The organism is Kibdelosporangium philippinense (assembly GCF_021390435.2).
GTDB classification, from domain to species: Bacteria; Actinomycetota; Actinomycetes; order Mycobacteriales; family Pseudonocardiaceae; genus Kibdelosporangium; species Kibdelosporangium philippinense.
The window spans coordinates 1,716,601-1,740,795 of the sequence record NZ_JAJVCN010000004.1 but is presented as its reverse complement, the minus strand read 5'-3'; the positions used below and the strand labels follow the sequence as shown (position 1 = coordinate 1,740,795).

The 24,195-nt window shown below is 63.5% G+C and carries 22 protein-coding genes; 10 read left to right on the top strand and 12 right to left on the bottom strand.

The window, feature by feature from the left end:
* Positions 1-24: 24 nt before the first annotated feature.
* The gene (locus LWC34_RS51125; protein ID WP_233733455.1) at positions 25-1,416 is read left to right on the top strand and encodes an MFS transporter; all 1,392 of its coding nucleotides are present in this window, start codon (positions 25-27) and stop codon (positions 1,414-1,416) included.
* Entirely contained in the window at positions 1,413-1,949 is a 537-nt protein-coding gene (locus tag LWC34_RS51120) for an NADPH-dependent FMN reductase (RefSeq protein ID WP_233733453.1), read from the top strand. Before LWC34_RS51125 ends, LWC34_RS51120 begins: the two co-directional genes overlap by 4 nt.
* On the opposite strand, the gene LWC34_RS51115 is transcribed toward LWC34_RS51120, so the two are convergent.
* Positions 1,921-2,472: a TetR/AcrR family transcriptional regulator gene (locus tag LWC34_RS51115; RefSeq protein WP_233733452.1), complete on the bottom strand. Its 552-nt coding sequence runs from the start codon at positions 2,470-2,472 to the stop codon at positions 1,921-1,923. The two genes, LWC34_RS51120 and LWC34_RS51115, sit on opposite strands and share 29 nt — an antisense overlap.
* Before the next feature lie 91 nt (positions 2,473-2,563).
* On the opposite strand from LWC34_RS51115, the gene LWC34_RS51110 reads away from it, so the two are divergent.
* A complete protein-coding gene (locus LWC34_RS51110; protein WP_233733451.1) occupies positions 2,564-3,043 on the top strand; it encodes an MFS transporter in 480 nt (159 codons plus the stop codon).
* Between the two features lie 6 nt (positions 3,044-3,049).
* Positions 3,050-3,943: an MFS transporter gene (locus LWC34_RS51105; RefSeq protein WP_233733450.1), complete on the top strand. Its 894-nt coding sequence runs from the start codon at positions 3,050-3,052 to the stop codon at positions 3,941-3,943.
* A gap of 48 nt (positions 3,944-3,991) precedes the next feature.
* On the opposite strand, the gene LWC34_RS51100 is transcribed toward LWC34_RS51105, so the two are convergent.
* Together LWC34_RS51100 and LWC34_RS51095 are read right to left on the bottom strand one after the other, a co-directional pair.
* Positions 3,992-4,864, bottom strand: coding sequence for a S1 family peptidase (locus LWC34_RS51100; RefSeq protein WP_233733449.1), 873 nt, complete (start codon positions 4,862-4,864; stop codon positions 3,992-3,994).
* A complete protein-coding gene (locus LWC34_RS51095) occupies positions 4,861-5,118 on the bottom strand; it encodes a hypothetical protein (RefSeq protein WP_233733448.1) in 258 nt (85 codons plus the stop codon). Before LWC34_RS51095 ends, LWC34_RS51100 begins: the two co-directional genes overlap by 4 nt.
* A gap of 394 nt (positions 5,119-5,512) precedes the next feature.
* Here LWC34_RS51095 and LWC34_RS51090 point away from each other — a divergent pair, with 394 nt between their 5' ends.
* Positions 5,513-6,283 (top strand): NPP1 family protein, encoded by a 771-nt coding sequence (locus LWC34_RS51090; RefSeq protein ID WP_372496839.1) that lies wholly within the window; start codon positions 5,513-5,515, stop codon positions 6,281-6,283.
* 56 nt (positions 6,284-6,339) lie between these two features.
* Here LWC34_RS51090 and LWC34_RS51085 read toward each other — a convergent pair whose 3' ends face one another.
* Positions 6,340-7,392, bottom strand: coding sequence for a hypothetical protein (locus LWC34_RS51085; protein WP_233733447.1), 1,053 nt, complete (start codon positions 7,390-7,392; stop codon positions 6,340-6,342).
* A 104-nt stretch (positions 7,393-7,496) separates the two neighbouring features.
* On the opposite strand from LWC34_RS51085, the gene LWC34_RS51080 reads away from it, so the two are divergent.
* Positions 7,497-8,873: an MFS transporter gene (locus LWC34_RS51080; protein ID WP_233733446.1), complete on the top strand. Its 1,377-nt coding sequence runs from the start codon at positions 7,497-7,499 to the stop codon at positions 8,871-8,873.
* Here the strand turns inward: LWC34_RS51080 and LWC34_RS51075 are convergent.
* Both LWC34_RS51075 and LWC34_RS51070 read right to left on the bottom strand, forming a co-directional pair.
* Positions 8,836-10,422 (bottom strand): dihydrolipoamide acetyltransferase family protein, encoded by a 1,587-nt coding sequence (locus LWC34_RS51075; RefSeq protein ID WP_233733445.1) that lies wholly within the window; start codon positions 10,420-10,422, stop codon positions 8,836-8,838. The genes LWC34_RS51080 and LWC34_RS51075 overlap by 38 nt on opposite strands.
* Before the next feature lie 13 nt (positions 10,423-10,435).
* A complete protein-coding gene (locus tag LWC34_RS51070; RefSeq protein ID WP_233733443.1) occupies positions 10,436-12,607 on the bottom strand; it encodes an alpha-ketoacid dehydrogenase subunit alpha/beta in 2,172 nt (723 codons plus the stop codon).
* A 96-nt stretch (positions 12,608-12,703) separates the two neighbouring features.
* Between LWC34_RS51070 and LWC34_RS51065 the strand changes: the two genes are divergently transcribed.
* The gene (locus LWC34_RS51065) at positions 12,704-13,204 is read left to right on the top strand and encodes a VOC family protein (RefSeq protein WP_233733441.1); all 501 of its coding nucleotides are present in this window, start codon (positions 12,704-12,706) and stop codon (positions 13,202-13,204) included.
* A gap of 11 nt (positions 13,205-13,215) precedes the next feature.
* On the top strand, positions 13,216-13,866 hold the full coding sequence (locus LWC34_RS58530) for a GntR family transcriptional regulator (protein WP_233733439.1): 651 nt from the start codon (positions 13,216-13,218) through the stop codon (positions 13,864-13,866).
* Here the strand turns inward: LWC34_RS58530 and LWC34_RS51055 are convergent.
* From LWC34_RS51055 to LWC34_RS51045, 3 genes are all read right to left on the bottom strand, one after another.
* Positions 13,863-14,492, bottom strand: coding sequence for a hypothetical protein (locus LWC34_RS51055; RefSeq protein WP_233733437.1), 630 nt, complete (start codon positions 14,490-14,492; stop codon positions 13,863-13,865). The genes LWC34_RS58530 and LWC34_RS51055 overlap by 4 nt on opposite strands.
* Positions 14,493-14,683: 191 nt before the next feature.
* A complete protein-coding gene (locus tag LWC34_RS51050; protein ID WP_233733435.1) occupies positions 14,684-15,241 on the bottom strand; it encodes an NADPH-dependent FMN reductase in 558 nt (185 codons plus the stop codon).
* Positions 15,242-15,344: 103 nt separating this feature from the next.
* Positions 15,345-16,796: an FAD-binding oxidoreductase gene (locus LWC34_RS51045; RefSeq protein WP_233733433.1), complete on the bottom strand. Its 1,452-nt coding sequence runs from the start codon at positions 16,794-16,796 to the stop codon at positions 15,345-15,347.
* A gap of 376 nt (positions 16,797-17,172) precedes the next feature.
* On the opposite strand from LWC34_RS51045, the gene LWC34_RS51040 reads away from it, so the two are divergent.
* Entirely contained in the window at positions 17,173-17,736 is a 564-nt protein-coding gene (locus tag LWC34_RS51040) for a hypothetical protein (RefSeq protein ID WP_233733432.1), read from the top strand.
* On the opposite strand, the gene LWC34_RS51035 is transcribed toward LWC34_RS51040, so the two are convergent.
* Both LWC34_RS51035 and LWC34_RS51030 read right to left on the bottom strand, forming a co-directional pair.
* Positions 17,723-19,033 carry an amidohydrolase family protein gene (locus LWC34_RS51035; RefSeq protein ID WP_233733431.1) on the bottom strand — a complete coding sequence of 437 codons (1,311 nt, stop codon included), beginning with the start codon at positions 19,031-19,033 and terminating at the stop codon, positions 17,723-17,725. The two genes, LWC34_RS51040 and LWC34_RS51035, sit on opposite strands and share 14 nt — an antisense overlap.
* Positions 19,034-19,183: 150 nt before the next feature.
* The gene (locus LWC34_RS51030; RefSeq protein ID WP_233733430.1) at positions 19,184-19,804 is read right to left on the bottom strand and encodes a fasciclin domain-containing protein; all 621 of its coding nucleotides are present in this window, start codon (positions 19,802-19,804) and stop codon (positions 19,184-19,186) included.
* 315 nt (positions 19,805-20,119) lie between these two features.
* Between LWC34_RS51030 and LWC34_RS51025 the strand changes: the two genes are divergently transcribed.
* The gene (locus tag LWC34_RS51025; RefSeq protein WP_233734178.1) at positions 20,120-21,601 is read left to right on the top strand and encodes a molybdopterin-dependent oxidoreductase; all 1,482 of its coding nucleotides are present in this window, start codon (positions 20,120-20,122) and stop codon (positions 21,599-21,601) included.
* Here the strand turns inward: LWC34_RS51025 and LWC34_RS58525 are convergent.
* Entirely contained in the window at positions 21,598-24,138 is a 2,541-nt protein-coding gene (locus LWC34_RS58525; RefSeq protein WP_233733429.1) for a tetratricopeptide repeat protein, read from the bottom strand. The two genes, LWC34_RS51025 and LWC34_RS58525, sit on opposite strands and share 4 nt — an antisense overlap.
* Positions 24,139-24,195: the final 57 nt, after the last annotated feature.

The following is a 24,195-nucleotide window of genomic DNA, read 5'->3' as shown; positions in this document are numbered from 1 at the left end:
ACTTGAGGTTGCACGGTTACTGCCGTGCACCCGAAACCAACCGTCGCACTGGGCGCTGTCCTGCTGTCGACCCTGTCGATCCCGATCACATTGACCGGCGCGTCGGTGGCGTTGCCGAGCATCGCCACCGACCTCGAAGCCGGGCTCGCGGCCACCCAATGGGTAGTGAACGGCCAGATAGCGACCTTCGCCAGCTTCATGCTCGCAACGGGCTCCCTCGCGGACATGATCGGCCGCAGGCGAGTGTTCGCTTCTGGAGTCGCGTTGTTCGCGGCGGCCGGAGTGCTCAGCGCGGTGGCGTGGGACATCGTCCTGCTGGACGTCCTGCGCGTGCTCGCCGGAGTCGGCGCGGCCGCCGCGGCCAGTAGCGCCGCGGCGATCCTGGCGGCCACGTTCGAAGGCCGCGCTCGGATCCGAGCGTTTGGCATGTTCGGAACCACGTTGGGAATCGGGCTGTCGTTCGGCCCGACTATCGCGGGCTTGCTGCTGGAATGGCTCGGCTGGCGTGCGGTGTTCGGCGCACCAGCCGTCGCGGGCCTCGTGGCTTTCTGCCTGGTCCCGATGCTGTCCGAATCGCGTGCTCCAGGTTCGCGCCGGGTGGATTGGGCTGGGACGGCGTCGTTCACGCTTTCCTTGCTGTTGTTGGTTTTCACGTTCGTCGAAGGGCCTGAGCTCGGCTGGTCCTCGGCTGTGGTTGTCGGGGGGTTCCTCGCCTCAGCCGCGTTGCTGGCGGTGTTTGTCGTGGTCGAGCGGCACCAGACGCAGCCGATGTTCGACTTCGGCCTGTTGGCCAATCCCCGGTTCATCGGGTTGTCGCTGGCTGCGGCCGTACTCGTGTCGGTTCCCGTTCCACTGGTCGTCTACTTGCCTTCGTATTTCACGAATGTCAGCGGGATGAGCACGGGTGCAGCCGGTGCCACGCTCCTCCTGCTGACCGGATTGTTGCTGGTCTTGCCGATGCTGGGCAGCGTGATCACCAAATGGATCACGCCGGCTGCCGTGGTCGTGCTTTCCGTGGCACTCGTCGGAATCGGCGCCGCCTGGCTGACCGTGCTCGAACCTGACACGTCAGTTGCCGCGATCGCGGGACCGTTGCTGACGATCGGACTGGGATTCGGTGTGTCGACTGGCCTTGTCGATGGCGTCGCAATCGGCAGCGTGCCACCCGATCACGCGGGCACGGGGGCAGGCATGTTCAACACAGTCCGGCTGGCCATCGAGACGGTCGCGATCGCGGTGACCGGCGCGGTGCTGGCGGGCAGCACCGGCGGACGGCTGGCCGAACCGGGTTTCACCAGCGGCTTGCACACCGTGCTGTGGTTGATGGGCGGGATCTCAGTGCTGCTGGCGATCGTGCTGGCCCGGCCGCTGCTGCGAAAAGGCTTTCTTGCCAAGGAAATGGCGGTCGCCGCATGAGTGAGCAGCTTCGTTTGGCCGTCGTGCTCGGCAGTACGCGTGCAGGACGGTTCGGTCCGACGATCGCCCGATGGTTCGCGACGCATGCCTCGCACCACCCGGACATGGACGTCGACGTGATCGACTTGCTCGATGCGCCCGACTTCACCGAACGGATCGCCGCGGCGGACGCGTACGTCATCGTGACGCCGGAGTACAACCACGGCTATCCGGCGCCCCTGAAGCACGCGATCGACCTCTGCTACACGGAATGGCACGCCAAGCCCGTCGGATTCGTTTCGTACGGCGGGCTTTCGGGCGGTGTGCGCGCGGTGGAACAGCTGCGTCAGGTCTTCGCCGAGCTGCACGCCGTAACCATCCGCGACTCGGTCAGTTTCGCCGGTGCGCATGCGCAGTTCGACAGGGACGGCAATCCCAAGGATCCGTCGCCCTGTGCGATCGCCGCGAAGGGCATGCTCGACCAGCTGGCCTGGTGGGCGCACGCGTTGCGCGACGCCCGGGCGGTCAGGCCGTACGGCAACCGGCGCCTTTGAGCAGCATCTCGACCACCAGGTCGGCTGCCTTCGGCGGGTCCATCAGCGGTTCGCTGTGCGCGGCGAGTTTCACCAGGTCATCCAGCATTTTCCGGACCCATTCCCTCGGCACGTCAGCACGGAAGAAGCCTTCGTCGATCCCACGGTCGACGAAGGCCCTGATCCGGCCACGCAGCTGTTGACGCCGGTCCTCAGTGCCCTGATCAGGGCTTTCCAGGCTGGAGAACTCCATCGGCCACTGCCGGGAGACGGGCACGATGCCCTCGACATAGCGGTGCAGCGCGACCGCGACCGGCGCTTCGGTCAGCCGGGCTTCGTCCAGCACCTGCTCGGCGGCGTCGAGCTTGGCTTCGAACAAGGCGAGCAGCAGCGCCTCGCGGGTGGCGAAGCGCCGGTAGACCGTCCTGCGGTCGAGGCCAGCCTCGGCCGCGATATGGGCAATGGACGCCGATGGGTCCCTGGCCAGCACCTTCGCGCCGGTCTGCAGCAGGTTGTCGAGGTTTCGACAGGCGTCAGCTCTCACGTCACCAAGTCTAACCGTGTGACACCTGACATGCCTTCCGTCACATGCCCGTCGCTTTACTCCACCTAAATGTCGCAGTAGTGTGACAGTTATGAGCAGAACCATGGTCGTGCTGGCGATCGGCGCCGGCGTCTTCTCGCTCCTACAGTCGCTGATCGCCCCGGTACTGCCGACGATCCAGCAGGAGTTGCACACCTCACAGAACACCGCGACCTGGGTCCTGACCGCGTATCTGCTGTCCGCTTCGATCTTCACGCCGGTGCTCGGCCGGGTCGGCGACATGGTCGGCAAACGCCGCACGCTCGTCGCCGTGATGACCGCGCTGGCCGCAGGCCTGCTCCTGGCCGCGCTCACTCCCACCATTGAGATCCTGATCCTCGCCCGTGCCGTGCAAGGTGCCGGTGGCGCGGTGTTCCCGCTGGCGTACGGCATCATCCGCGACGAGTTCCCGCGTGAACGAGTGGCTGGCGCGATCAGCACCTTGTCCGCGATCATCGCCGCTGGCGGCGGGCTTGGCGTGATCCTGGCCGGTCCCATCGTCGACACGCTCGGAATGCGTTGGCTTTTCTAGCTTCCGATGATCGTCGTGCTGATGGCCGCGTTCACCGCGTACCGATTCGTGCCGGAGTCGCGTGTCCGCACGCCGGGCCGGATCAACTGGACCGCGACCTTCTTGCTGTCGGGTTGGCTGGTCGCGCTGCTGCTTGGTGTCAGTCAAGGCTCGTCTTGGGGCTGGGGTTCGCCTGCCGTGCTGACACTGTTCGGCGTCGCGATCGTGCTGCTGGTGGCGTGGATCCGGCTCGAAGTGCGCTCGGCGAACCCGCTGATCGACATGCGGATGATGCGGCTGCCCGCCGTGTGGACGACAAATACCGTCGCGCTGTTGTTCGGAGCGGCGATGTTCGCCGCGTGGGCGTTCATCCCGCAGCTCGCGCAGACTCCGCCGAGCCAGGGTTACGGCTTCGGGGCGAGCGTGTCCCAGGCTGGCTTGTTGATGCTGCCGATGCTGGTTGTGATGTTCTTCGTGGGCATCCTCAGTGGACGGATGGCGCCGTTCTTCAGTTTCCGTGCCCAGTTGGCCGTCGGCTCCATCTTGACGGCTGCCGCGTGCACTGTCCTTGCCGTCGCGCACGATCAGGCTTGGGAGGTCGCCGTCGGCGGTGGTTTGCTGGGACTTGGCGTGGGACTCGCATACGCGACGATGACCAACTTGGTCGTGGACGCCGTGCCGGTGACGCAGACAAGTGTGGCCAGCGGGATGAACGCGAACATCCGGACGATCGGCGGATCGATTGGCGCCGGCGTGATGAGCAGCCTGGTGACGGCACAGCTCAGCATTACCGGCTTGCCACTGGAAGCGGGATATATCAACGGTTTCGCGACGTTCGCGGTGATCGCGATCCTGGCCGCGGGCTGCGCGCTGCTCGTGCCGCGGGCCCGTAAGGTCGACCTCCAGCCGGTCGCCGCGTAGTAAAAAGGGAGCGTGCCGTGCGGCACGCTCCCTCTTTTCATGCTGTCATCACGAGGTCAGCAGCGTGACTCCGTAGTAGCTCGCCGCGTCGACGACGGGCTGGTAGAACGAGTAGGAACCGGCGTTGGCGCCCTGGTTCCAGCCGCAGTCCACGCCGACCGGGCCACCGGAAGTCATGCCCTGCGCGGTGTTGCCGGAGATGTACGCGCCACCGCTGTCGCCGCCCTCGGTGCAAACCGTGGCGCGGGCAAGGCCCGTGGTGGTCGTCGACTGGCCGGAGTACCGGACGGACTGGTTGTAGTGCGTGATCCGGCCGCAGGTCCAGCCGGTCGTGTTGCCAGCCTTGCAGATCGTGGTGTTGATCGGGGCCTTGGAGGCGCCGGTGACGCGGACGGTCGTGCCCATCCGGGTGTCCACATAGGCCCGCTGGGTGTCCTCGGCGTCGACGTTCACAATGCCCATGTCCACCGACGGGAAGCGGGTGCCCGCGCCCTTGCCGATCTTGGTGCCGTTGGCGTCGAGGATGTCAGGGTTGCCGACCACGCAGTGCCCAGCGGTCAGCAGAACCTTGGCACCGTTGCGGGTGCCGTTGAAACCGAGCGAGCAGTTGGTGCCCGGCTGCAGGTCCATGATCCGGCCGGGGACGACGTCAGCGTGCTTTTCCAGCTTCGCGCCGGTCTCGACAACCACACCGTCCATTGCGGACAGCTTGCTCACCAACGCCTTGCTCGCACCGGGGTCGACGGTGACAACGACACGGTCGCCCGCGACATCCGGGCCCCACGACTGAACCTGGCTGATGACGGCCCCGAGAACCCGCTCGACCTGCGCCGACATGTCGGTAAGTGCACGCTCACCGCGAACACCGGTACGCGGGGTCAGACCAGCGGCCTTGGCCTTCGCAGTGTCCGAAGTGTTCACAACGAGCGCGCCCGCGTTGTCGAAGAACGCACCGTCCGTAGCGACTCCACTGGCCTGCAGAGTGGCCAGGTTGCGGGAAAGGCGCTGCTCAAGGTCGAGGCGCTGGCGGCCTTGGCAGTGCTGACACCCAGCTCGGTCGCGGCTGCCTGCACCATGGCCTGGTCGAACTGCGGCACGGCCTGCGCGGCCGGTGCGAAGACAGCGCCTACCGTGGCGCCGACAGTAAGGCAGGCGCCCAGAATTCTCATTTTCATTTGTTTCCAGCCTTCTTCGCAGGGGAAAGAAGCGGGAATTGCCCTCACGATTCCCGTTATGGATCACCGTAACCGCGGCCTGCCCGGCCGGAGTACCCCTCGAAAGTAGGGGACGCGCACGGGCTGAACCCCGGTCAACCCGATATGCACGGGATGCCGGATCTCATTGCGGCCCAGCGATGTTGACCTTCCATGAGCGCGCTGTTCATGATCATGAAACCCGGCTGGGCTGAGATTGCCTTGATACCGGTGACGATCCGGCATCGAGTCGACGCGCGCGCTAGCGCAGATGATCTTCGGCATGGTGTGCTGTGCGGCGCGTCGCCTGTTCGGCCGCGTCTGACGCGGTTTCCCTGCCGAACTTGACAAGGAGGTCACCTTGCGACCTTTGGCCATGCGGACGCGGCTGCGCCGATGGATTTCGGTGCTGCTCGCTACCGCAGCCGGAATGCTTTTTGTTTTCGCTGGAGTGGCTTTCGCGGAACCGCCGAAAGCACTCGACTGGAGCGCCCCATGGCCGGACCGCACGTACGAACCGGCATTCGACTACGACAATGACGGCTGTTACCCGACGCCAGGAATAGGACGGGACGGAACCATCGCGCCCGGCCTGAACCCAGGCGGAGCGGTGAACGGCCAGTGCCACGACCAGTCCGATTTGGACAACACCAACGCCTACTCAAGGTCCAAGTGCAACAACGGTTGGTGCGCCTACCTTTACGCGCTTTACTTCGAGAAAGACCAGGCAGTAGCCGGGTCAGGGCTTGGCGGGCACAAGCACGACTGGGAGCACGTGGTGGTGTGGGTGCAGGACGGCGGCTGGCCGCAGTACGTCTCGGCATCCGCGCACGGCAACTACAACACCAAGTCCCGCAACGACATCCCTTGGGATGACAGCGGAACGCACCCGAAGATCATTTACCACAAGGACGGCATCGGCACCCACTGCTTCCGCTTCGCGAACTTCGGCGAGCAGCCGGAGAACCACGAGATGTCGTGGCAGTACCCGCCGCTGGTCGGCTGGGACGGCTTCCCAGCCGGTCTGCGTGACAAGCTGACCAGCGCCGACTTCGGCGCGGCGCAGCTGGGCATCCGCGAGGGCTCGTTCAGCTACGAGCTCGGCAAAGCCAAACCCGCCGGAATCCCGTTCGACCCCAACGCATAAAACCCCTCGTGAGTGGTTATCAGGGTTCTAACCCTGATAACCACTCACGAGGTTTTCTACTCGCGCCAGAGTTGGTCGCCCGCGAGGATGTAGAGCTTTCCGGCCACTTTCGCCGCCGACGTCACCGTCCCACTTGGACCGGGCACCTCGTCCACCGTCCACTTGCCGCCATCGGCCCGGACGATCTTCACTTGGCCATTCTCCGACAAGACCTGCGTCATGTTCTCGTCCACCGGCGCCGCAGGTTTGTCGCTGTCCTTCACCGGAATCGGCGGCGTGCCTGGCACTCGCGTCCACACCCCGCTCGTCAAGCGCCACAAAGCCAACTTGCCATCGTCAGTCCCAGCGACGCCACACACCGCGCCCCAACAACGAATCCCGGAAGCCACCGCGATCGTGCCCGCGTCTGGCAGCGGAGTCACCGTCCACCCGGTGTTGCCATTGGTCGACTGCCACACGGCCGCTATCTGACGCCCGCCCGTCAACACCATCCCCGCGACAAGAATCCCTTGCTTGTACGGCACAGCACTGTTGGCAAACCCAAGCGTGTCCCGGTTGCTCTCCACCACACTCCCCCCGGAGTCCTGGCGCGTCCAGGTTTCCCCATCAGTCGTCCACACCGCGATGTCCAAACCGGCCTTGGCGCTTTGCCATGAGCCGACCACCAACGGTCCCGAGGCCGAAACAGCCGCACCAACCAGTTCACCCGCGCCCCAGCCGCCGAATGTGCTGAAGCCCTGGACCCTCTCCGTGATTCCCGCCGTTGTCCCCGTCCACACTGACCAGCGGACGTTCGCATGGGCTCCACCACGTTCACCGCCGACCGCCAGGATCTGGGTGCCGTCGGAGTCGATCGCGTACCACTTCGCGAGCATTCCGTACGGACTCTCCGCGCGGATCGGGATCTCAGTAACCGTGCCGTCTCGTGCGATGCGCATCAGGCCCGGGACAACCGGTTGGCCGTCACGGCGCACGCCGACCAGTAGATCGTCACCTGCCGGTGTCAGCAGAACAGGTTGTCCGGTCAGGTCGATCCTGGTGAACGCGGACGTTTCCGGTCCGCATCCGGCCACCGCCATGACCAGGAGACACACCAGCACCAAACGCATGCGGACATCGTCCCCCATTCGCAAGTCCCCGTCCCGAAATCGGGATTTGTCACATCCGGTTAATCCGGTGGCGAGAACGGACAAACGGTCCATACTGTGACACGATGAGTGCTCCACAGGCATCCACAAAACAACGCTTGGACATGCGTGCGCCAGGGACACGCACGTTCCTGCGGTTGCTGAGCAACACGTTGCTGGTGTCCGTCACCAACTTCACGGTGTTGTTCGCGATCACGTTCTATGTGTACCTGGAGACGCGGTCGGTGTTCGCGACCGGTGTGCTCTCCGGGTTGTTTCTGATCTTGACGGCGGCGACGGGCATCTGGTTCGGCAGTCTTGTCGACCATCACAACAAGAAGACGATGATGCTGCTGTCCGGCGTCGGGTCGTTGGCGTTCTACCTAGTCAGCTACATCATCTACGTGACCGCGCCCGACGGCTCGTTCAAGGATCCGACGAGTCCGTACCTGTGGCTGATGGCGATCATGCTGATGTTCGGCGTGATCACCGGCAACATCCGCAACATCACGCTGCCGACCATGGTCACGGCACTGATCGACGAAGGCCAACGTGATCGCGCCAACGGACTGACCGGCACAACATCCGGCGTGTCAATGCTGGTCACCTCGGTCATCAGCGGTGTGCTCGTCGCACAGGGCGGCATGACGTACGTCCTGACCGGCGGTATCGCCGTGCTGACGTTGGCGAGCATCGACGTCATCCTCACCCGCGTCCCCAGGATCGTAGCTACGGAGGGTTCTGGCGAACCAAAGCGCGTGGACATCCGAGGCACAGTGAAGATCGTCAGGGGTATGCCTGGCCTGATGGCGTTGATCCTGTTCGCTACGTTCAACAACTTCCTCGGCGGCGCGTTCATGGCGTTGCTGGACGCTTACGGTTTGGCGCTCGTGTCCGTCGAAGTTTGGGGTTTCCTCTGGGGCGCGTTGAGCTCAGGCATGATCCTCGGTGGACTGCTGATCGCCAGGACCGGGCTCGGCAGAAACCCGGTCCGGACACTGTTGCTGGTGAACCTCGTCCTCTGGACGATCACGCTCGGCTTCCCGCTCCAACCGTCGATAGCCCTGCTGACTGTCGGATTGTTCGTCTACCTGCTGTTGATTCCGGCCGCCGAAGCCTCGGAGCAGACGATCCTGCAGAAGGTCGTGCCTTACGAACGACAAGGCCGGGTGTTCGGTTTCGCGCAGAGCGTCGAGCAGGCGGCGTCGCCGTTGACCGCGTTCCTGATCAGCCCGATCGCGGAGTTCGTGTTCATCCCGTACATGACCACGGGCTCGGGCGCCGAGTTGATCGGTAGCTGGTTCGGCACCGGACCCGACCGCGGTATCGCCCTGGTCTTCATCATGGTCGGCATCATCGGCCTGATCGTGACCATCTTCGCGCTGAGGTCCAGGCCCTACCGGACCCTCTCGCACCAGTACGCGCTCAAGCCAGCAGTCGAAGTGGCTCCTCAAGCGCTGTGATCAGAGCGGCCATCCATTGGGCGGCCAACGCGCCGTCGATGGCACGGTGGTCGACCGACAACGTCAGCGCCATCTGGGTTTCCACCCGGACTTCGCCATCGACGACAACCGGCGCCTGACGACCAGCGCCGACAGCGAGAATCATGGACTGGGGTGGATTGATGATCGCGGAGAACTCCTCGACGCCGTACATGCCAAGGTTGCTGACGGTGATCGTGCCGCCTTCCAGATCGGACTGGCGAAGTTTGCCACCATCGGCCTGCCGGGCGAATTCCTTGATCTGCCGGGAAATCGCACTGGGCGAGCTACGCTCGACGCCGCGCAGAACCGGGGTGAGCAGGCCGCGGCTGGACGCGACGGCAACTCCGACATCCACAGTGGAGTATCGGGTCATGCCGTCGCCAGTCCAGATCACGTTGGCGTCGGGCACTTGGGTGTGAGCGACTCCGACTGCGCGCACGACGAGGTCGTTGACGGAGATCTTCTCCGGCGACACCTCGTTGAGTTGTTTGCGTAGGGCCAGTAGCGCGTCGATGCGGGCGGTCCGGCGGAGGTAGAAGTGCGGGATGTCCCGCTTGCTTTCGGTGAGCCTGCGCGCGATCGCCCGGCGCATCCGGGTCAGCGGGACTTCCTCGCCCTGAGCAGGCGGAAGTTGAGGCGGCAGGTGCTTGCCCACAACAGGTTCACGGCCAACCCGATCAGACCCAACTCGCTCGGATCCAGCCAGATCATGGCCAACTCGATCAGATCCACTTGACTCGCGGCCAACTCGGTCCTGCCCCGCTGAATCGAGCCCCACTGAGTCGAGGCCAGCCGAGTTGAGCCCTGCTGAATCGAGCCCCGCTGAGTCGAGGCCAGCCGAGTTGAGCCCTGCTGAATCGAGTCCCGCTGAATCGGACCCCACCGGGTTGAGCCCCGCCGGGTTGAGGCCTCCTGAGTTGGGGCCGACAGACTGGGACTCAATCGAGCTGGCCTCAACTGAGTTGCGCGCAACCGAACTGGGCGCGACCAAGTTGGCAGCAGCCAGATTGGGGTCCGTCGAGTTGAGGGCCATCGACTTGAGCTCAATCGCTTTGTCCACGTCCCTGCGCACGATCCGGCCATCCGGACCCGTGCCTGTGACCTGGTCCGGCGTCATTCCCGCTTCCTTGAGCAGCTTCCGGGCCAGCGGGCTGGCGAAAACCCGCGGCCGCTGAACAGGCTCAGGACTGGTGGCAGCCAACTCCGGCCCAGACTCAACCGCGGCCTCTGACCCGGTACCAACGCCGAGCTCCACCAGCAACCTGTCCACATCAGCGGCCTCGGCCTCCGACCCGAGCAGCGCGATCGGCGAGCCAGCCTCCACATTCGTCCCGCCGGGCACCAAAGCCCGCAACAGCACAGCGTCCACCTCGGCCTCGACCTCGACCGCGGCCTTGTCGGTCTCCAGCACGACAAGCGGGTCGCCCGCAGCGAACCGCGCATTCTCAGCCACCAGCCACTCGGTCAGCAAAGCCGACGTAGAGCCGGTCGCGACTTCAGGCACGCGCAGCAGCGTCGCCATGATCATGTCTCCTATCGGCTCAATACGCGGCGATGCGACGCAACGCGGCAACGACTTCCTCCGTGCGCGCAACGGCCGCGCGCTCCAGGACCTTGCTGATGCTCGGCGAAGCCTCGCCGCCGGTGACCCGCTCGACGGGCGCGTCCAGCCAATCGAACAGGCGCCGCTGGATCTCGTCGGCGAGCCGTCCCCCGTACGAAGTCCCGATCGCGCCTTGCTCGACAATCAACACCTTGTTGGTTTTCTTCACGCTGGCCGAAATGGTGTCCCAGTCAAGGCTGGCACGGTCGAGCCAGCGCAGGTCAATCAAGTCCGCGCTGACCTCAGGAACCTGACCGAGCGCTTCAAGACAATGCCCGACCATGGACAGGTAAGAGATGACAGTTACATCATCACCCTGCGACCGCAAAGCGGCCTTCCCAACCGGGATCCGATAGTCCAAGTCATCCACCGGCCCTGTTCCGGTGGACGTATACAAGTCCACATGTTCCAAAACCACGACAGGGTCGTCGCACGCCAGCGCCGTATTCATCAGGCCCACGTAGTCAAAGGGATTGGAAGGCGCCACCACCCGCAAACCCGCCGCCGTGGTCAGCACGCCAGCTGGATCCATCGAGTGCTGCGAGCCATACCCCGTCCCAGCCGCGAGCTTGCTGCGCAGTACAAAGGGGACACTCCCCTGGCCGCCGAACATGTGCCGTGCCTTGGCGATCTGGTTGAACAACTGGTCGGCGGCGACCCACATGAAGTCGGCGTACATGAACTCGACGATCGGACGACCTCGCCCGTCGATCGCCATCCCGCCACCAAGCCCAGCGAACGCGTTTTCGCTGATCGGCGTGCCCAAAACCCGGTCGGGGAACAGCTCAAGCGGACGCTTGGTCGCACCATTCGTGCCGCCTTTGAGCCTGTTGACGTCCTCGCCGAGGATCACGACTCGTTCGTCGGTCTCCATCCGGCGGGCGAGCACGTCGCTGATCGCGTCGACGAACTTGCGCTTTCCCAACGTTCCGGAGTACGTGTCCTCTTCCTCATACCGGCTTCCGTCCAGTTCGGACAGATCACCTCGGACACCGACATCGACGAAACTCGTGTCAGGCCAAGCGGATTCCTTGATCCGCCGCTTACCCGCCGGGTCAGCCTCCAGGAACGAATCGCCGATCTCGCGCAGCGTCTTGACTACTTCGTCGTGGGCGGCCGTGATCTCGTCGGCTGTGGCAATACCTCGCCGGATTACATGTGACCGCAACAGTTCTATCGGATCACGATCGCGCCACGCCTTCTCTTCAGCCTTGGTCCGGTAGCCGAACGCACTGCCCGGGTATGGGCCGTTCTGGTGGAAGTACCGGTAGACCTCAGCCTCGATGATCGTGGGCCCGTTGCCTGCCCGCATGTGCTCGAGCGCCTCGGTCATCGCCAGGTGGACCGCCAATGGATCCATTCCGTCGACCCGCCAGCTCGGGATGTTGAACCCAAGGCCACGCGCGGCAAGTCGCGGTTCCGCCGTTGCCTCATCGACCGGCGTCGACACAGCGTACAGGTTGTTCTCGATGAAGAAGCACAGCGGCAGCTTCCAGGCCGCCGCGAGGTTGAATGTCTCAAGGACCGACCCGATGTTCACGGCGCCGTCACCGAAATAGGTGACAGTGACCGCGTCAGTGCCCGCGCGGCGCTGGTTGAACGCGAATCCCGCGGCCTGCGGTACGCCGCCGCCGACGATCGCGTTCGTGCCCATCGCGCCCGCTTCTTTCCACTGCAGGTGCATGGATCCACCACGGCCGCGGCAATAACCGTCAGCCAGGCCGCAGATCTCGGCCAACGTCCGGCGCAGCACGGTCCGCACGTCGTCGGTCACTTCCGGCAGGCCGTCGGTCTTGCCCGGTATGACGTGCCCGAACGCCTTGGCCAGGAACTGGTGGTGGCCCCGATGGGATCCATTGACGAAGTCGTCGGTGCGCAGCGGGACGATCGAGCCGACCGCGCCGCCTTCCTGCCCAATGCTGGAGTGCGCGGGGCCGTGCACGAGCCCTTCACCAGCCAGCTCAAGCACGTACTCCTCGAACGATCGGATCCAAGCCGCCTGCCCGAGTAGGCGCAGCAGCAAGGCCGGATCGGCATCGTCCCAGTCAGCCGTCGTTGTGCTCAGCGCGGTCAACGGCGACGAGGCGGACAGAGGTTCATGGGAAGGCATCTGAGCTCCAAATGGATCCATTTTGAGCGTCTCATCAAGTACTATGCGAGAAAGCGGGCCCAAAATCAAGCCGAATGGATACATTTGGAGGCATCGATGCCGATCCCGGGACTGAGCCGCGTCGACCACATCGGGCTGACCGTGCCCGACCTCGCGCAGGCGCGAGAGTTCTTGGTTGACGTGCTGGGCTGCGAGTACATGTACACACTCGGGCCGTACCAGGACGACGGCACGTGGATGAGCGAGCACCTCAACGTCGACGACCGCACGGTGATGCGCAAGCTGCACTTCTTCCGGCTCGGCGGCCAGGCGATCTTCGAGGTGTTCGAGTACGAGGCGCCCGACCAGGACACCGAACCGCCGCGTAACAGCGATATCGGCGGGCACCACATCGCGCTGTACGTCGAGGACATGGACGCAGCCGTCGCCGACCTGCACCGCCGTGGCCTGCGCGTTCTCGGTGAGCCGACGGTCAGCAAAGGACCAAGTGAGGGGCAGCGCTGGGTGTACTTCCTCGCCCCGTGGGGCCTGCAGTGTGAGCTAGTGTCCTATCCGAACGGCAAAGCATTCGACCATCATCCAGAGGCCTTCCGGTAGAGGGGGAAGCGGTGTCCGAGGGCGCCGGCGTCGCGAGTCAGCGGATCGCCGAGGTGTTGCGTGAACGCATCCTGACCGGCCGGCTGGCGCCCGGTACGCGGATCATCCAGGACGAGCTCGCCGAGGAACTGCAGACCAGCAGGCTCCCAGTACGCGAGGCGTTGCGGATTGTGGCGTCACAAGGCCTGATCACGTTGCGCGCCAACCAAGGCGCGTGGGTGACCAGAATGGACATGCGCGAGTGTGACCTGATCTACCGGATGCGCGAACGCCTGGAACCGTTGCTGCTCACCGAGTCCGCGCCGTTGCTGACCGATGAGGACATCGACGAGATGGACGAGCTGCAGGACAAGATCGAGCGCAGCGCGGACGTCGAGGACTTCCTCGTACTGGACCGGCGTCTACACTGGGCTGTCTACAAGCACCACAACGCCGAGGAACTCGCGTCCATTGTGGCTCGATTGTGGGACACCACGCAGCACTATCGCCGCGCGTTCACCAGGCTTGCCGGTTCACAACGCAACTGGATCATCGGCGCCGAGCACCGGCTGCTGATTCAGGCGCTACGGGACCATGATCACGCGTCTGCGGAACAGGTGCTGGAAATGCATATCCGGCGGACCAGAGTGGAACTTTCGCGCCATCCTGAGGTCTTCGTCTAAGCGCTGATCGGGTGGTGCGCCGTGTCGAGGCCCCACTGTTCGCGCAGGTAGATCTCCAACGACTCGACCATTGGCTTCTCGCGCATCAGGCGCGCGAAGTACCAGGCAAGACGGGCGTCCGGAGCGTCAGTCAAATGAACCATCCGCCGCCGCAGAATCGGCCGCGTTTCCGTGCCCGTTACGACCCATTCGATGTGATACAGCGGCTGGTCCGCACCGGCCCACAAATACTCACCGTCCGGTGTGGTCATGTGGCCCGTGCCAAGGTGGAGCACCGCGCGCCTGTCGTTGTCCACGAACACGCGTTGGATCACCTGGGTGTAGCGGGTGTCGTCGGTCCACACAGGCTGATCCGATACTCGGATGAAGTCGGATTCCTCGGTGGAAAAGGTACGCATCGAACCCGGCTTGATCCGGCACGGAACGTAGATGTCCATCGCGTGCGCTTGACGCACCAGTAAGTCCCATAGCATCGACTTGCTGGCCACGAGCTCGCGGCCAAGCCGGAAATGCTGCTTGATCAGGGCGTTCACGTCCATCGGCGGGAACTCGACGGGAGTGTTCTCCGCGGCGGTCCAATCTCGGTCGAACTCCGCCGCGTAGTCCTGCGCCAGTTCGGACGCCATGTCAGGCTCCTGTCCCCGGACGGGCCATCGGTAGTCAACGACCCTGACTTTTAGGAACGCTAACCTGAAATGCCGTTGCCGGACAATGACTCGTAGCTCACAAAGATCGTTGACCAGCACGTTCACTGGCACAAACCCGCCAGTGCGCAACGAGAAGGGCGCCGGATCGCGGCACCCTTCTCGTTGGTATATCAGCGTCCGAGGTTGCGCTTGGTGTGCGCGGCGAACGCGTTGAGGAACAAGGAGAGGAACTCGGTAGTGGTCTCGTTGGTGACCTCACCGTCCTCGGTGACCAGTCCCTCGGCGAACTGGATGTACGCCTCCGGCTGACCGAGCACCGCGGCGTTGCTGAACAGCAGGATGCTCTTCAGGTGCTGCTGTGCGACGGCGGTGGAGATCGAGCCGCCAGAGGCGCCGATCACCGCGGCTGGCTTTCCGTTGAACGAGTTGGTTCCCCACGGACGGCTCGCCCAGTCGATCGCGTTCTTCAGCGCGCCGGGGATGGAGCGGTTGTACTCCGGCGTCACGATCAGGATCGCGTCACTGGACTCGATGGCCGCCTTGAGCTGCTTGCCGACCTCCGGGTAGTCCGCGTCGTAGTCGTGGTTGTACAACGGCAGATCTCCGATCGGGATCTCCACGAGCTCCAGATCGTGCGACGGCGCGAGCTTGGTCAGCGCCTTCGCCAGCCTGCGGTTGATCGAACGCTGGGAGAGGCTGCCAACTATGTAGCCGACGCGGTAGGTCATGACGGTCACTCCAGTGGACTATTCGTGTTCAAGAGGTCAGTGAGTCTGACTGCCTCGAACAGCGCCCATCGTCCGGATAATCCCGGCTGGACTGTCACCTGGCTCACACATGCAGGCTCTGCCCGTACCGGAACACCTTGCCGGGGTCGTACTTGGCCGCGATGGATCGCAAGCGTGCCAAGTTCGCCCCGTAGTAGGCATTGGCCCAGTTCGGCATCTGTGGATCGATGTAGTTGACATACGCCGACTCACCGAACATGCGGCCAAGTTCGTCACGCACAGGCCGCATCGCCGCCCGCGCCGCCGCCTCGTCACCGTTGTTCACACCCTTGATCAGCTGAATGCTCGCGATCCCCTTGCGATGCGGGAAAGCCGCGTCGCCGCCGCGCGCAATCGCGCCGCCGAAGGAGTCGAGCAGCGTGTACATGCCTGGAACGCTGTTCAACAGATTGACGAACGCCTGCGGATCGGCGGCCGGTTTGGTCAGAATCCGGGATGTCGCCACGTACGTCCCGCGATCGAGCCTGCCGCCACCACCGTTCCAACTTGGAGTGCAGCCGCCGTTGGACGGTTCGCAGCCCGCGAAGGAGACCATTGTGTCGAAATAGGACCTCTCGCGGACGTCACGCCCAGTCGGTTGACTGCCAACGCGGCGGATGAACGTATCCAGGAAGCCTTGCAACTGGTTGGGCGGTCCGGCGAACGTGCCAGCGAGTTGGGTGTTGCCGCTGACGCCGATCTGCGACCACAGCTCGTCGGGCACCTCCTGGCACCACGTCTGCCAGGTGTGGACGACCGCAGCGGATGCTTGTGCCGGAAACGACAGGTTGAAGGTGGTGAAGTTGTGGCTCGGCGCGGTCTGGAACGTGAAAGACGTGACGACGCCGAAATTGCCCCCACCTCCGCCTCGTAAGGCCCAGAACAAGTCCGGAGTGGCCGATGCTTCCCGGATGGTGCCGTCCGGCGTGATGATGCGCGCGTTCACCAGGCGGTCGCACGTCAGCCCGTATTTGCGGCCGATCGCGCTCAGCCCACCGCCAAGCGTCAGTCCGGCGATGCCCACCGAGGGACAGGTTCCGCCTGGTAGCAGGCGTCCCGCCTTCGCGACCGCGCTGTAGATATCGAACAATCTGGCGCCCGCTCCGACAACGACCGTGCCGTCCGGACGGACCTCGACTGTGTTCATCCGGCTGATGTCGATCACGAGCCCACGGTCCGGCGTGGAGTATCCGGCGTAACTGTGGCCGCCGGAGCGTGCGGCTAGCGGGAAATCGTTGGCTACCGCGGTCGCTACGCAGGCTTGGACGTCCTCTTGACGCGTGCACCTGGCCACAGCGGCCGGTCGATGCCGGTCGTACATGGTGAAAAAGCCCAGCTTGGCGTCGTTGTAGCCGGAATCGGCAGGGAGGAACAACTGTCCACTGAGCTTGCTGCGCAGAGCCGCCCAGTCAGGCTCCGCTTTCGGGTGGGCCGCCGCAATGGCAGGCAGGGATGCCGTTGCGGCGGCGACACCGAGACCGGCGGTCAGCAGGAACCGTCGACGATCGAGTGTCACGGGGAGTGCCTTTCCTTGGGTTACAGCACTTCCCATGAAGGTACCCACCCTGTCATGTCCCACTCTCCGGAAACCCGTCCCACTATTGACAGTCGCAAATGGACAGACGCGCGTGTCCACCATTCCGACACACCGTGTCCACCATTCCAGAAGGCCGTGTCCACCATTGCGACAGCATGAAATTCCCCCAGCGTCATACGACTCGAGCCACCTCGCGGGAACGAACACCTCACGACGCCGGAAAACGCAACATGGTGTGCCGGAACGGTGGACACGATGTGCAGAAAGGTCGACACGATGTTCCGGAACGGTCGACACGATGTTCCGGAACGGTCGACACGATGTTCCGGAACGGTGGACACGGTGTGCTGGAACGGTGGACACGGTGTGCTGGAACGGGCATCTCAGCGTGTTGGGGTGGTGGACACAGGGTGACCACCGGCCGGGGGTGGACCTGCGGTACACCAGGATGAACCTGTGGGACATGGAGATCAGGAAGGCGTCGGCCCCGGATTTCTACATCCCTTCGGTGGTCAAGCCGTACACCGCGGAGAAGTGGCCGTCGGACAATCCCGATGTGTTCACGCGGGCGTCCGAGCAGCGCCTTTGGCTCAACCCCGCGGAATTCGGGGTGATCATCGAACACGTCGAGCTCGATCACGCCAAACAGTCCGTTTATTTCATCGGCGCGACCGACTACACCACGCCTGATGGTGGTCACCTTGTCGCGGACACCCGTCAGCCGATCGTCCACGTCGAGCACTGGGTCGAGGGCGAGGAGAACGAGCCGATCAACCGGTGGCGCATGGTGCACGTGACCGACCAGCCGGACCAGGCGATGATTGACTTCTTCGCCGAGATGGGACGCGATGTCTATCTGCGTGACTTCATCGAGGTGCACATCCGCGAAGTCCTCGGCTACCAGATCAGTCGGAAGTGATCAGTCCGGCGCGGCGGGCGAGCGCCTTCCCGCGCTCCCCTGCCTGGCGCAGCAAGTCCGTCACGTACAAGTCGTTGACCCTGGTGAACTTTCCATTCTCGACAAGCATTTCACCATCGACCATCACGTGTTTGGCGTCCCGGCCCCTCGCCGCGTGCACGAATGTACTGAGTGGACGGTAAACCGGCGATGCGTGCAGGGTCGCAAGGTCGAAAACGGCGATATCCGCGGCTTTGCCGACTTCGAGCGATCCAAAAAGGTCACCCGCACGGACCGCGTGCGCGCCATCCTCCGTGCCCATCGCGATGATCTTCTCAAGCGGGATCGAGTCCGGGTCGAGGGTGACTTGGTTCTGCAGCAAACGAGTCCACTTGAGCTGTTCGACCATGTCGTTGGTGAGATCGACCATCGGGCCGTCGGTACCGATCGCGACCCGGACGCCATTGCCAAGCATGTGCTTGACCGGCGTGATGCCCCCACCACGTGCTGCCTCGGAACTCGGCGTGTGCGCGACCGTGCTGCCGGACTCGGCGATCAAGTCAAGGTCATTGCCCATCGGGTTGATGGTGTGCGCGAGGATCCACCGGTCATCGAGCACGCCGAGTTGGTGCAGGAACTGAAGATCCGTCCGGCCCATGGCGTTGACGAACTTCAAGTAACCCACGGTTTCGGACATCGTGCCGCCAGCGATGTGCGAGGTGACGAACGTGTCCTTGGCGACAGCGAGTTTCTGTCCACCTAGGACCATCTCGGGAGTACACGTGCCCACCTGCACCCAATGCGCGGTTGCTTCAAGGACAAATCCGACCCGGACGTGCCCGTTCGCGTAACCGTCCCATCGCTCGAAGGATTCCTGCGCGCCTTCGTATCCGGTCGCCACGTCACTTGGCCGGATGACTTTCCCGAAGTACTGCCGGATTCCGGTTTCGGCGACCGGCTGCAGTATCGCTTCTTCAACGCTCAGCGTGGTTTCGTTGACCTGGTGATTCACCGAGGTTGTCGTTCCGCCTCTGAGCATGTCGAGCGACGCGAGCTCGCTTGCCAGCCGCAGATCGTCGACGGTGATGTGCGATTTCAGCGGGAAAAGACAGTCGGAGATCCACTTTTCCAGCAGCATGTTGCCGCCGAGGCCCTTGCCGTAGATGTACCAGTCGTGCTGATGGGTGTTCACCAAGCCTGGCAGCACAAGCGCGCCGGTTGTGTCGATTGTCCGGTCGACTTCTTCGCCGCTGAGCTCGCCTGGTGCGCCCACCGCCGCGATCCGGGTGCCGTCCACCACGAGATCGCCACCGTCCACCAGTTCGGGCCGCCCTTTCGCGAAAACCCCACCACCGCTGAAAAGCGTTCTGACTCATCCATTTTAGACGACGGCGTGCTCCAGACATAGTTGTTACAGGGTATAACCTTGCCTCGCCGCCCTTGTGGACGGCGAGGCACTATCGGGAAATCATGCCGCGGGAGGCATGAGCACACTGTCGATGATGTAGACCGTGGCATTGGCGGTCTTGACGTTCCCGCACACCACATTGGCGTCATTGACCTTGAACGACTGGCCGCTGCCGGTCGTGCTGACGGCGCCCTTCTCAAGGGTCTCGAAGTTGCCCATCGTCAGGTCGCTTGGCGTGACCTGCTTACCGACGACGTGGTACGTGAGAATCTTGGTCAGCGTCGCCTTGTCGGCGAGCACCTTGTCCAACGTCTCCTTGGGAATCTTGGCGAACGCGTCGTTGGTCGGCGCGAAGACAGTGATGTTCTTGGCAGTGTTAAGCGTGTCGACAAGCCCCGCCTGCTTCACCGCGCTGACCAATGTAGACAGAACAGGGTTGTTCGACGCGGCCGTAGCGACCGGATCCTGTGCCATGCCTTCGAACGAACCCGCGCCTTCCTTGGGAACGGCGCCGCACGCGGAACCGAACTCCGCGTCAGCCATCTGCGTCGTGGCTGGCGGAGGCGGCGGCTGGGTTGGCGGTGCATTGCCGGTTGAGGCCTGTTCACTGGTGCCGCACGCGGCCATGCCGAACACGGCAAGTCCGGCGACAGCAAGACCTGCTGAACGTCGCAAACGCATGATCAGTGATCTCCTTGGGTGGATACGAACTTCGCCAGACATTCGCCGCGTACGGCCGAACGGATTGGCCGGTTCAGAAAAATCTTGAAATTCTTTGTGGACACTCCCCAACCGGGTGAAGGGCAGCACCGAATGTCCGGCATGAGCCTCTCGCGCCGCCGAGCACGCACCGCAACACAGTCGGCTGATCAGAAGGGTGTGGTGGCGGGAAAGTCCGGAGTCTCACCATCAGCCACTCCAGGCACGGCCAATGGTGAGGATCCAGCAAAGGTAATGGCTGAACATAAGAACAGGGCAGCAGACCCGACTGTCGAGATGGCAGGAACGCCTTCGGTGGGGAACTCGGTGTTGGCCAGGATCGCGGTAGGTGTACTTGCGGTTGCGGGTGCACTGGCCACCGGTCATCTTGTCGCCGGTATTGTCGGGCCTAATGCGTCGCCCCTCCTCGCTGTTGGCAATACCGCGATCGACCTGACTCCTTCTGCGGTCAAGGACTTCGCGGTCCGTACCTTCGGGACGTATGACAAACTCGTTCTCCTTGGCGGCATGGGCTTGGTCCTCCTGACTGTTGGCGTCGTCGCGGGATTGATGTCCAGAAAGAGTCCACTTCCTGGCGTCATCCTTGCGCTCTTGCTTGGCGGTCTTGGAATCGCCGCCGTCTTTTCTCGACCGGACCTGGCGTTCGTTGCTGTCCTTGCGCCAGTAGCGAGTCTGGTTACCGGGGTACTCGTCTTCCACGTGTTCAAGACGAGTTCAGTGCCTGGTAGGCGGCAGTTCTTGCTCCTCTCCGCGGGTGTGGTGGCGGCTGGGGTGGGTGGTCAACTTCTCGCCGCACGGGATGTTTCGACATCACGGGCCGCGGTTGGAGACTTGACTCCCGCGACACCCACGCCGCCGATTCCGCAGGACGCGGACTTCGGGACACCTCGATTCATCACGTCGAACCGCGATTTCTACCGTGTCGACACAGCTTTGACTGTGCCGCAACTGCGTGCCGAGGATTACGTGCTCAGGATTCACGGTTGGGTCGATCGGGAGGTGGTCTTGCGGTTCGCGGACATCCGAAGGCTTCCGTTGGTGGAACGGACGATCACGATGACCTGCGTGTCCAATGAGGTCGGTGGGCCGTACTTGTCCACTTCGAACTTCATCGGTGTGCCGCTGCGCGACATCCTCGCCGACGCAGGCGTCAAACCCGATGCCGACCAATTGTTCTCAACCAGTGTGGACGGCTGGACCGCTGGAACCCCCTTAGCCGACATTCTGGACCGTGGGCTGCTCGCGATCGGGATGAACGGCGAACCGCTGCCAATAGAGCATGGATTCCCAGCCAGGATGGTTGTTCCTGGACTGTACGGGTTCGTCTCGGCGACGAAATGGGTCGTCGACATGGAGTTGACGACCTTCGCGGACAAGCAGTCCTATTGGCTCAAACGTGGCTGGGCCCAGCGGGCGCCGATCAAGACCCAGTCGCGGATCGACTCGCCGGCTGGTTTTGCCAGAGTGCCCGCTGGCAAAGTCCAGATCACTGGTACGGCGTGGGCGCAGACGCGCGGGATCGCCAAAGTAGAAGTCCGTTTCGACAACGGTCCATGGGTTCCCGCACGTCTGGCCGCAGAGGTCAACGTGGACACATGGCGGATGTGGCGAGCTGAGCTTGACCTCTCTCCTGGCCTGTACACAGTGGAATGCCGGGCCACGGACAAGACCGGATACACCCAGCCGGAACAGCGCGTGCCACCGATTCCGGACGGGGCGACCGGTTGGCACTCAACGATTTTCACCGTCGAAGGCTAGCCGAGCGACCCACTGCGTTCGACCTCCTCGATCAGCTCGACGACATTGTCACGGCAGATCTCCGGCAGGTGGAACAACTGGCGGAGATCGAACAAAGCGTGCGCGGCGAACCACGGGACTCGGCTACGGCCAAGGAAAGTTCGCAACTGGTTGCGTGCCTCGGACCACTCGCCCAGTGCGGCAAGATAAACGGTCAGGTGGCAGAGGTGCAGGACTTCCGCGGGCTCTCGGCGCGATTCACGTCCGACCACGTCGATCGCCTTGCGGATCTCCGCACGCCCAAGCTCTTGCTGGCCTTGGAGCGTGATCAACGCACCACGCAGGAACTGCTGATAGCTGCTGTCCGGGTCAAGCTCGATGGCCCGGTTCACATCCACGATCGCTTCGGAATATCTGCCAAGGAGGAACAGGGTCTCGCCACGGTTGGAGATCGCTCGTGCGAAGTTCGGCTCACGTTTGACGATCGAGTCGAACTCGCCGAGCGCGTCCTCGTTGCGGCCCATCAGCCAGTAGATTTCGCCACGTCCTAGCGCGGCGAACGCGTCGCTGACGTCGAATCCCGGCATTCGCTGAGCTTTGGCCAGGGTTTCCTTGCTCCGGCCGATCCTGCGGTAGATGTCGCCGGGGAGCGTGACACTCCAGTGATAGCCGGGGTTCAACTCCAGGGCACGTTTGAAGTCGCCGAGTGCCGTCTCGTATCGTCCCAGCCACCAGTTGAGGTACGCACGGCTGGCGACTGCCCAGCCATACTTGGGATCGAGCTCGATCGCGCGCGTGAAGTCGATCAACGCGTTCTCGTACGAGCCAGTGGACCAATGGACTTCCCCACGTCGGGCGAGCGCCGCCGACGAGTCGGGATTCCGGCTGAGCACTTTGTCGAAGTCGGCTATGGCTAGGAGAAATCGCTCGGCTCGGCGGTACGCGTCACCGCGCAGAAGCAGTCCCTCCCGGTATGCCGCTGATTCCAGTTCGCCGGACTCAAGCAGTGTTGTGAGCAACCCGACTTGGTCCGACAAATTGGCCGACAATCGCGCGCCCCACCCCTGAACCGCATCAGAGTCCGAGTCACGACCGGCGGCGACCATCGTGTCGATCCATCGTCGAGCCGATGTCGTCCCGTCGTTCAGCGCGAACACGAATTGGCTGAGCGCCGCGGGCAGCGCGGCAGCGCCATCACCGCAAAGCCGATGGTAGCTCTCCTCGACCAACTGGTCCTGCCATGCTGGATCCGCCCAACCGTCCTCATCGGCCACACCACAAGTCGCCCGCTCCACACGGTAATACTCCGCGAGACGTCGGTGCTGGGCGCGCCACAGCTGCGGAGAAGTACTGCGCTGGAACCGAACCATCGACATCCGCGCGACATCGTGATACTGCCAACCGCCTGCTGTTTCCGCGATGAAAGGCTGACACCGCAACCAATCGAACAGCGAACCGCCATCACACACCGCGGCGAGAAGGTCCTCGTTGAGCCTGCGTGGCAACGCGCCTGCCAATGCGGTGGCACGGCGGCGTTCGTCGGTCTCCCATTTGAGGAATCGTTCGACGGCGTCACCTGTCCTGCCGCCGATGTCCGCGAGATTGCTGGGTTTTCCCTCGGCAAGCATCGCGACCAAGAGCGGCAATCGGCCGGACAGTTGCAGGATCACGTCGACGACCTGAGTATCGACCACGTTCTGGCGCGCGAGGAACATCCGCGCCTCGGTGTCGGTGAACGGTGTCAACGGGACATCGGCGATGATGCTGTGATACGAGGACCAATTGCCAGCGTCGAGCGGGCTGCGTCCGGCAATGACCAGAACGAGATCGGCAGGCAACTCACCATACTTGGCCGCCAGCAGATCAAGGAACCAACTGTCCAAAAAGGTGCCAGTTCGCTCATAGGTGTCGATGAACAACGCCACGGTCTGATCCTGCGCGACGTCGTAGAGATCCTCGACGAATACGGGTGTCAGCGCCTCCGCGGGCGACAATACCAACGTCACATCGTCCGGACCACGGAACTTTCGTCCGAGAAACGCCCGGAACCGGTCCAGTTGTTCGGCCGCGGCAGCTGGGTCGACCAATTCGGTCGCCGCACCGACGACCGGAACCAGCTTGGCGGAATGCAGGCCGACACGGAAAACGCCCTTGGTGAACACATGTGTCAATCCCGCAGGCGTCTGTGGATCGACATCCAGTTCGTGACGGCGCTGACGGTACGTCGCATATCGACGTTCGAATCTGCTGAGATGCACACCTGACCTGGCGAAATCCGCCGCGATCGCGGCCAGTGCCTCAGGCACGTCGTAACAACTTTCGTCGAGGTACGCACAGCGGGTGCCGCGTTGTTCGGCGATGCGGCGCAGTTGGTGGATCAGAAAGGTTTTGCCGACGCCGGCATCACCATGGATGTTGAAAAGGAACCGCCGGTCCACGATGGGCAGATCGAGATTCGCCCGGAACTCGATCAACCGATCCTCGCGGCCGACGAAACCGGCCTCCTGACGTTGCTTGACAATGTGTTGCAGGCTCATCTTCTTCTTTGGCTGTCCCACGCCCTACCTCCCCGGAAAGGCCAATCACGGGCCAGTTGCCGCTTCAGCGGCGCTGAC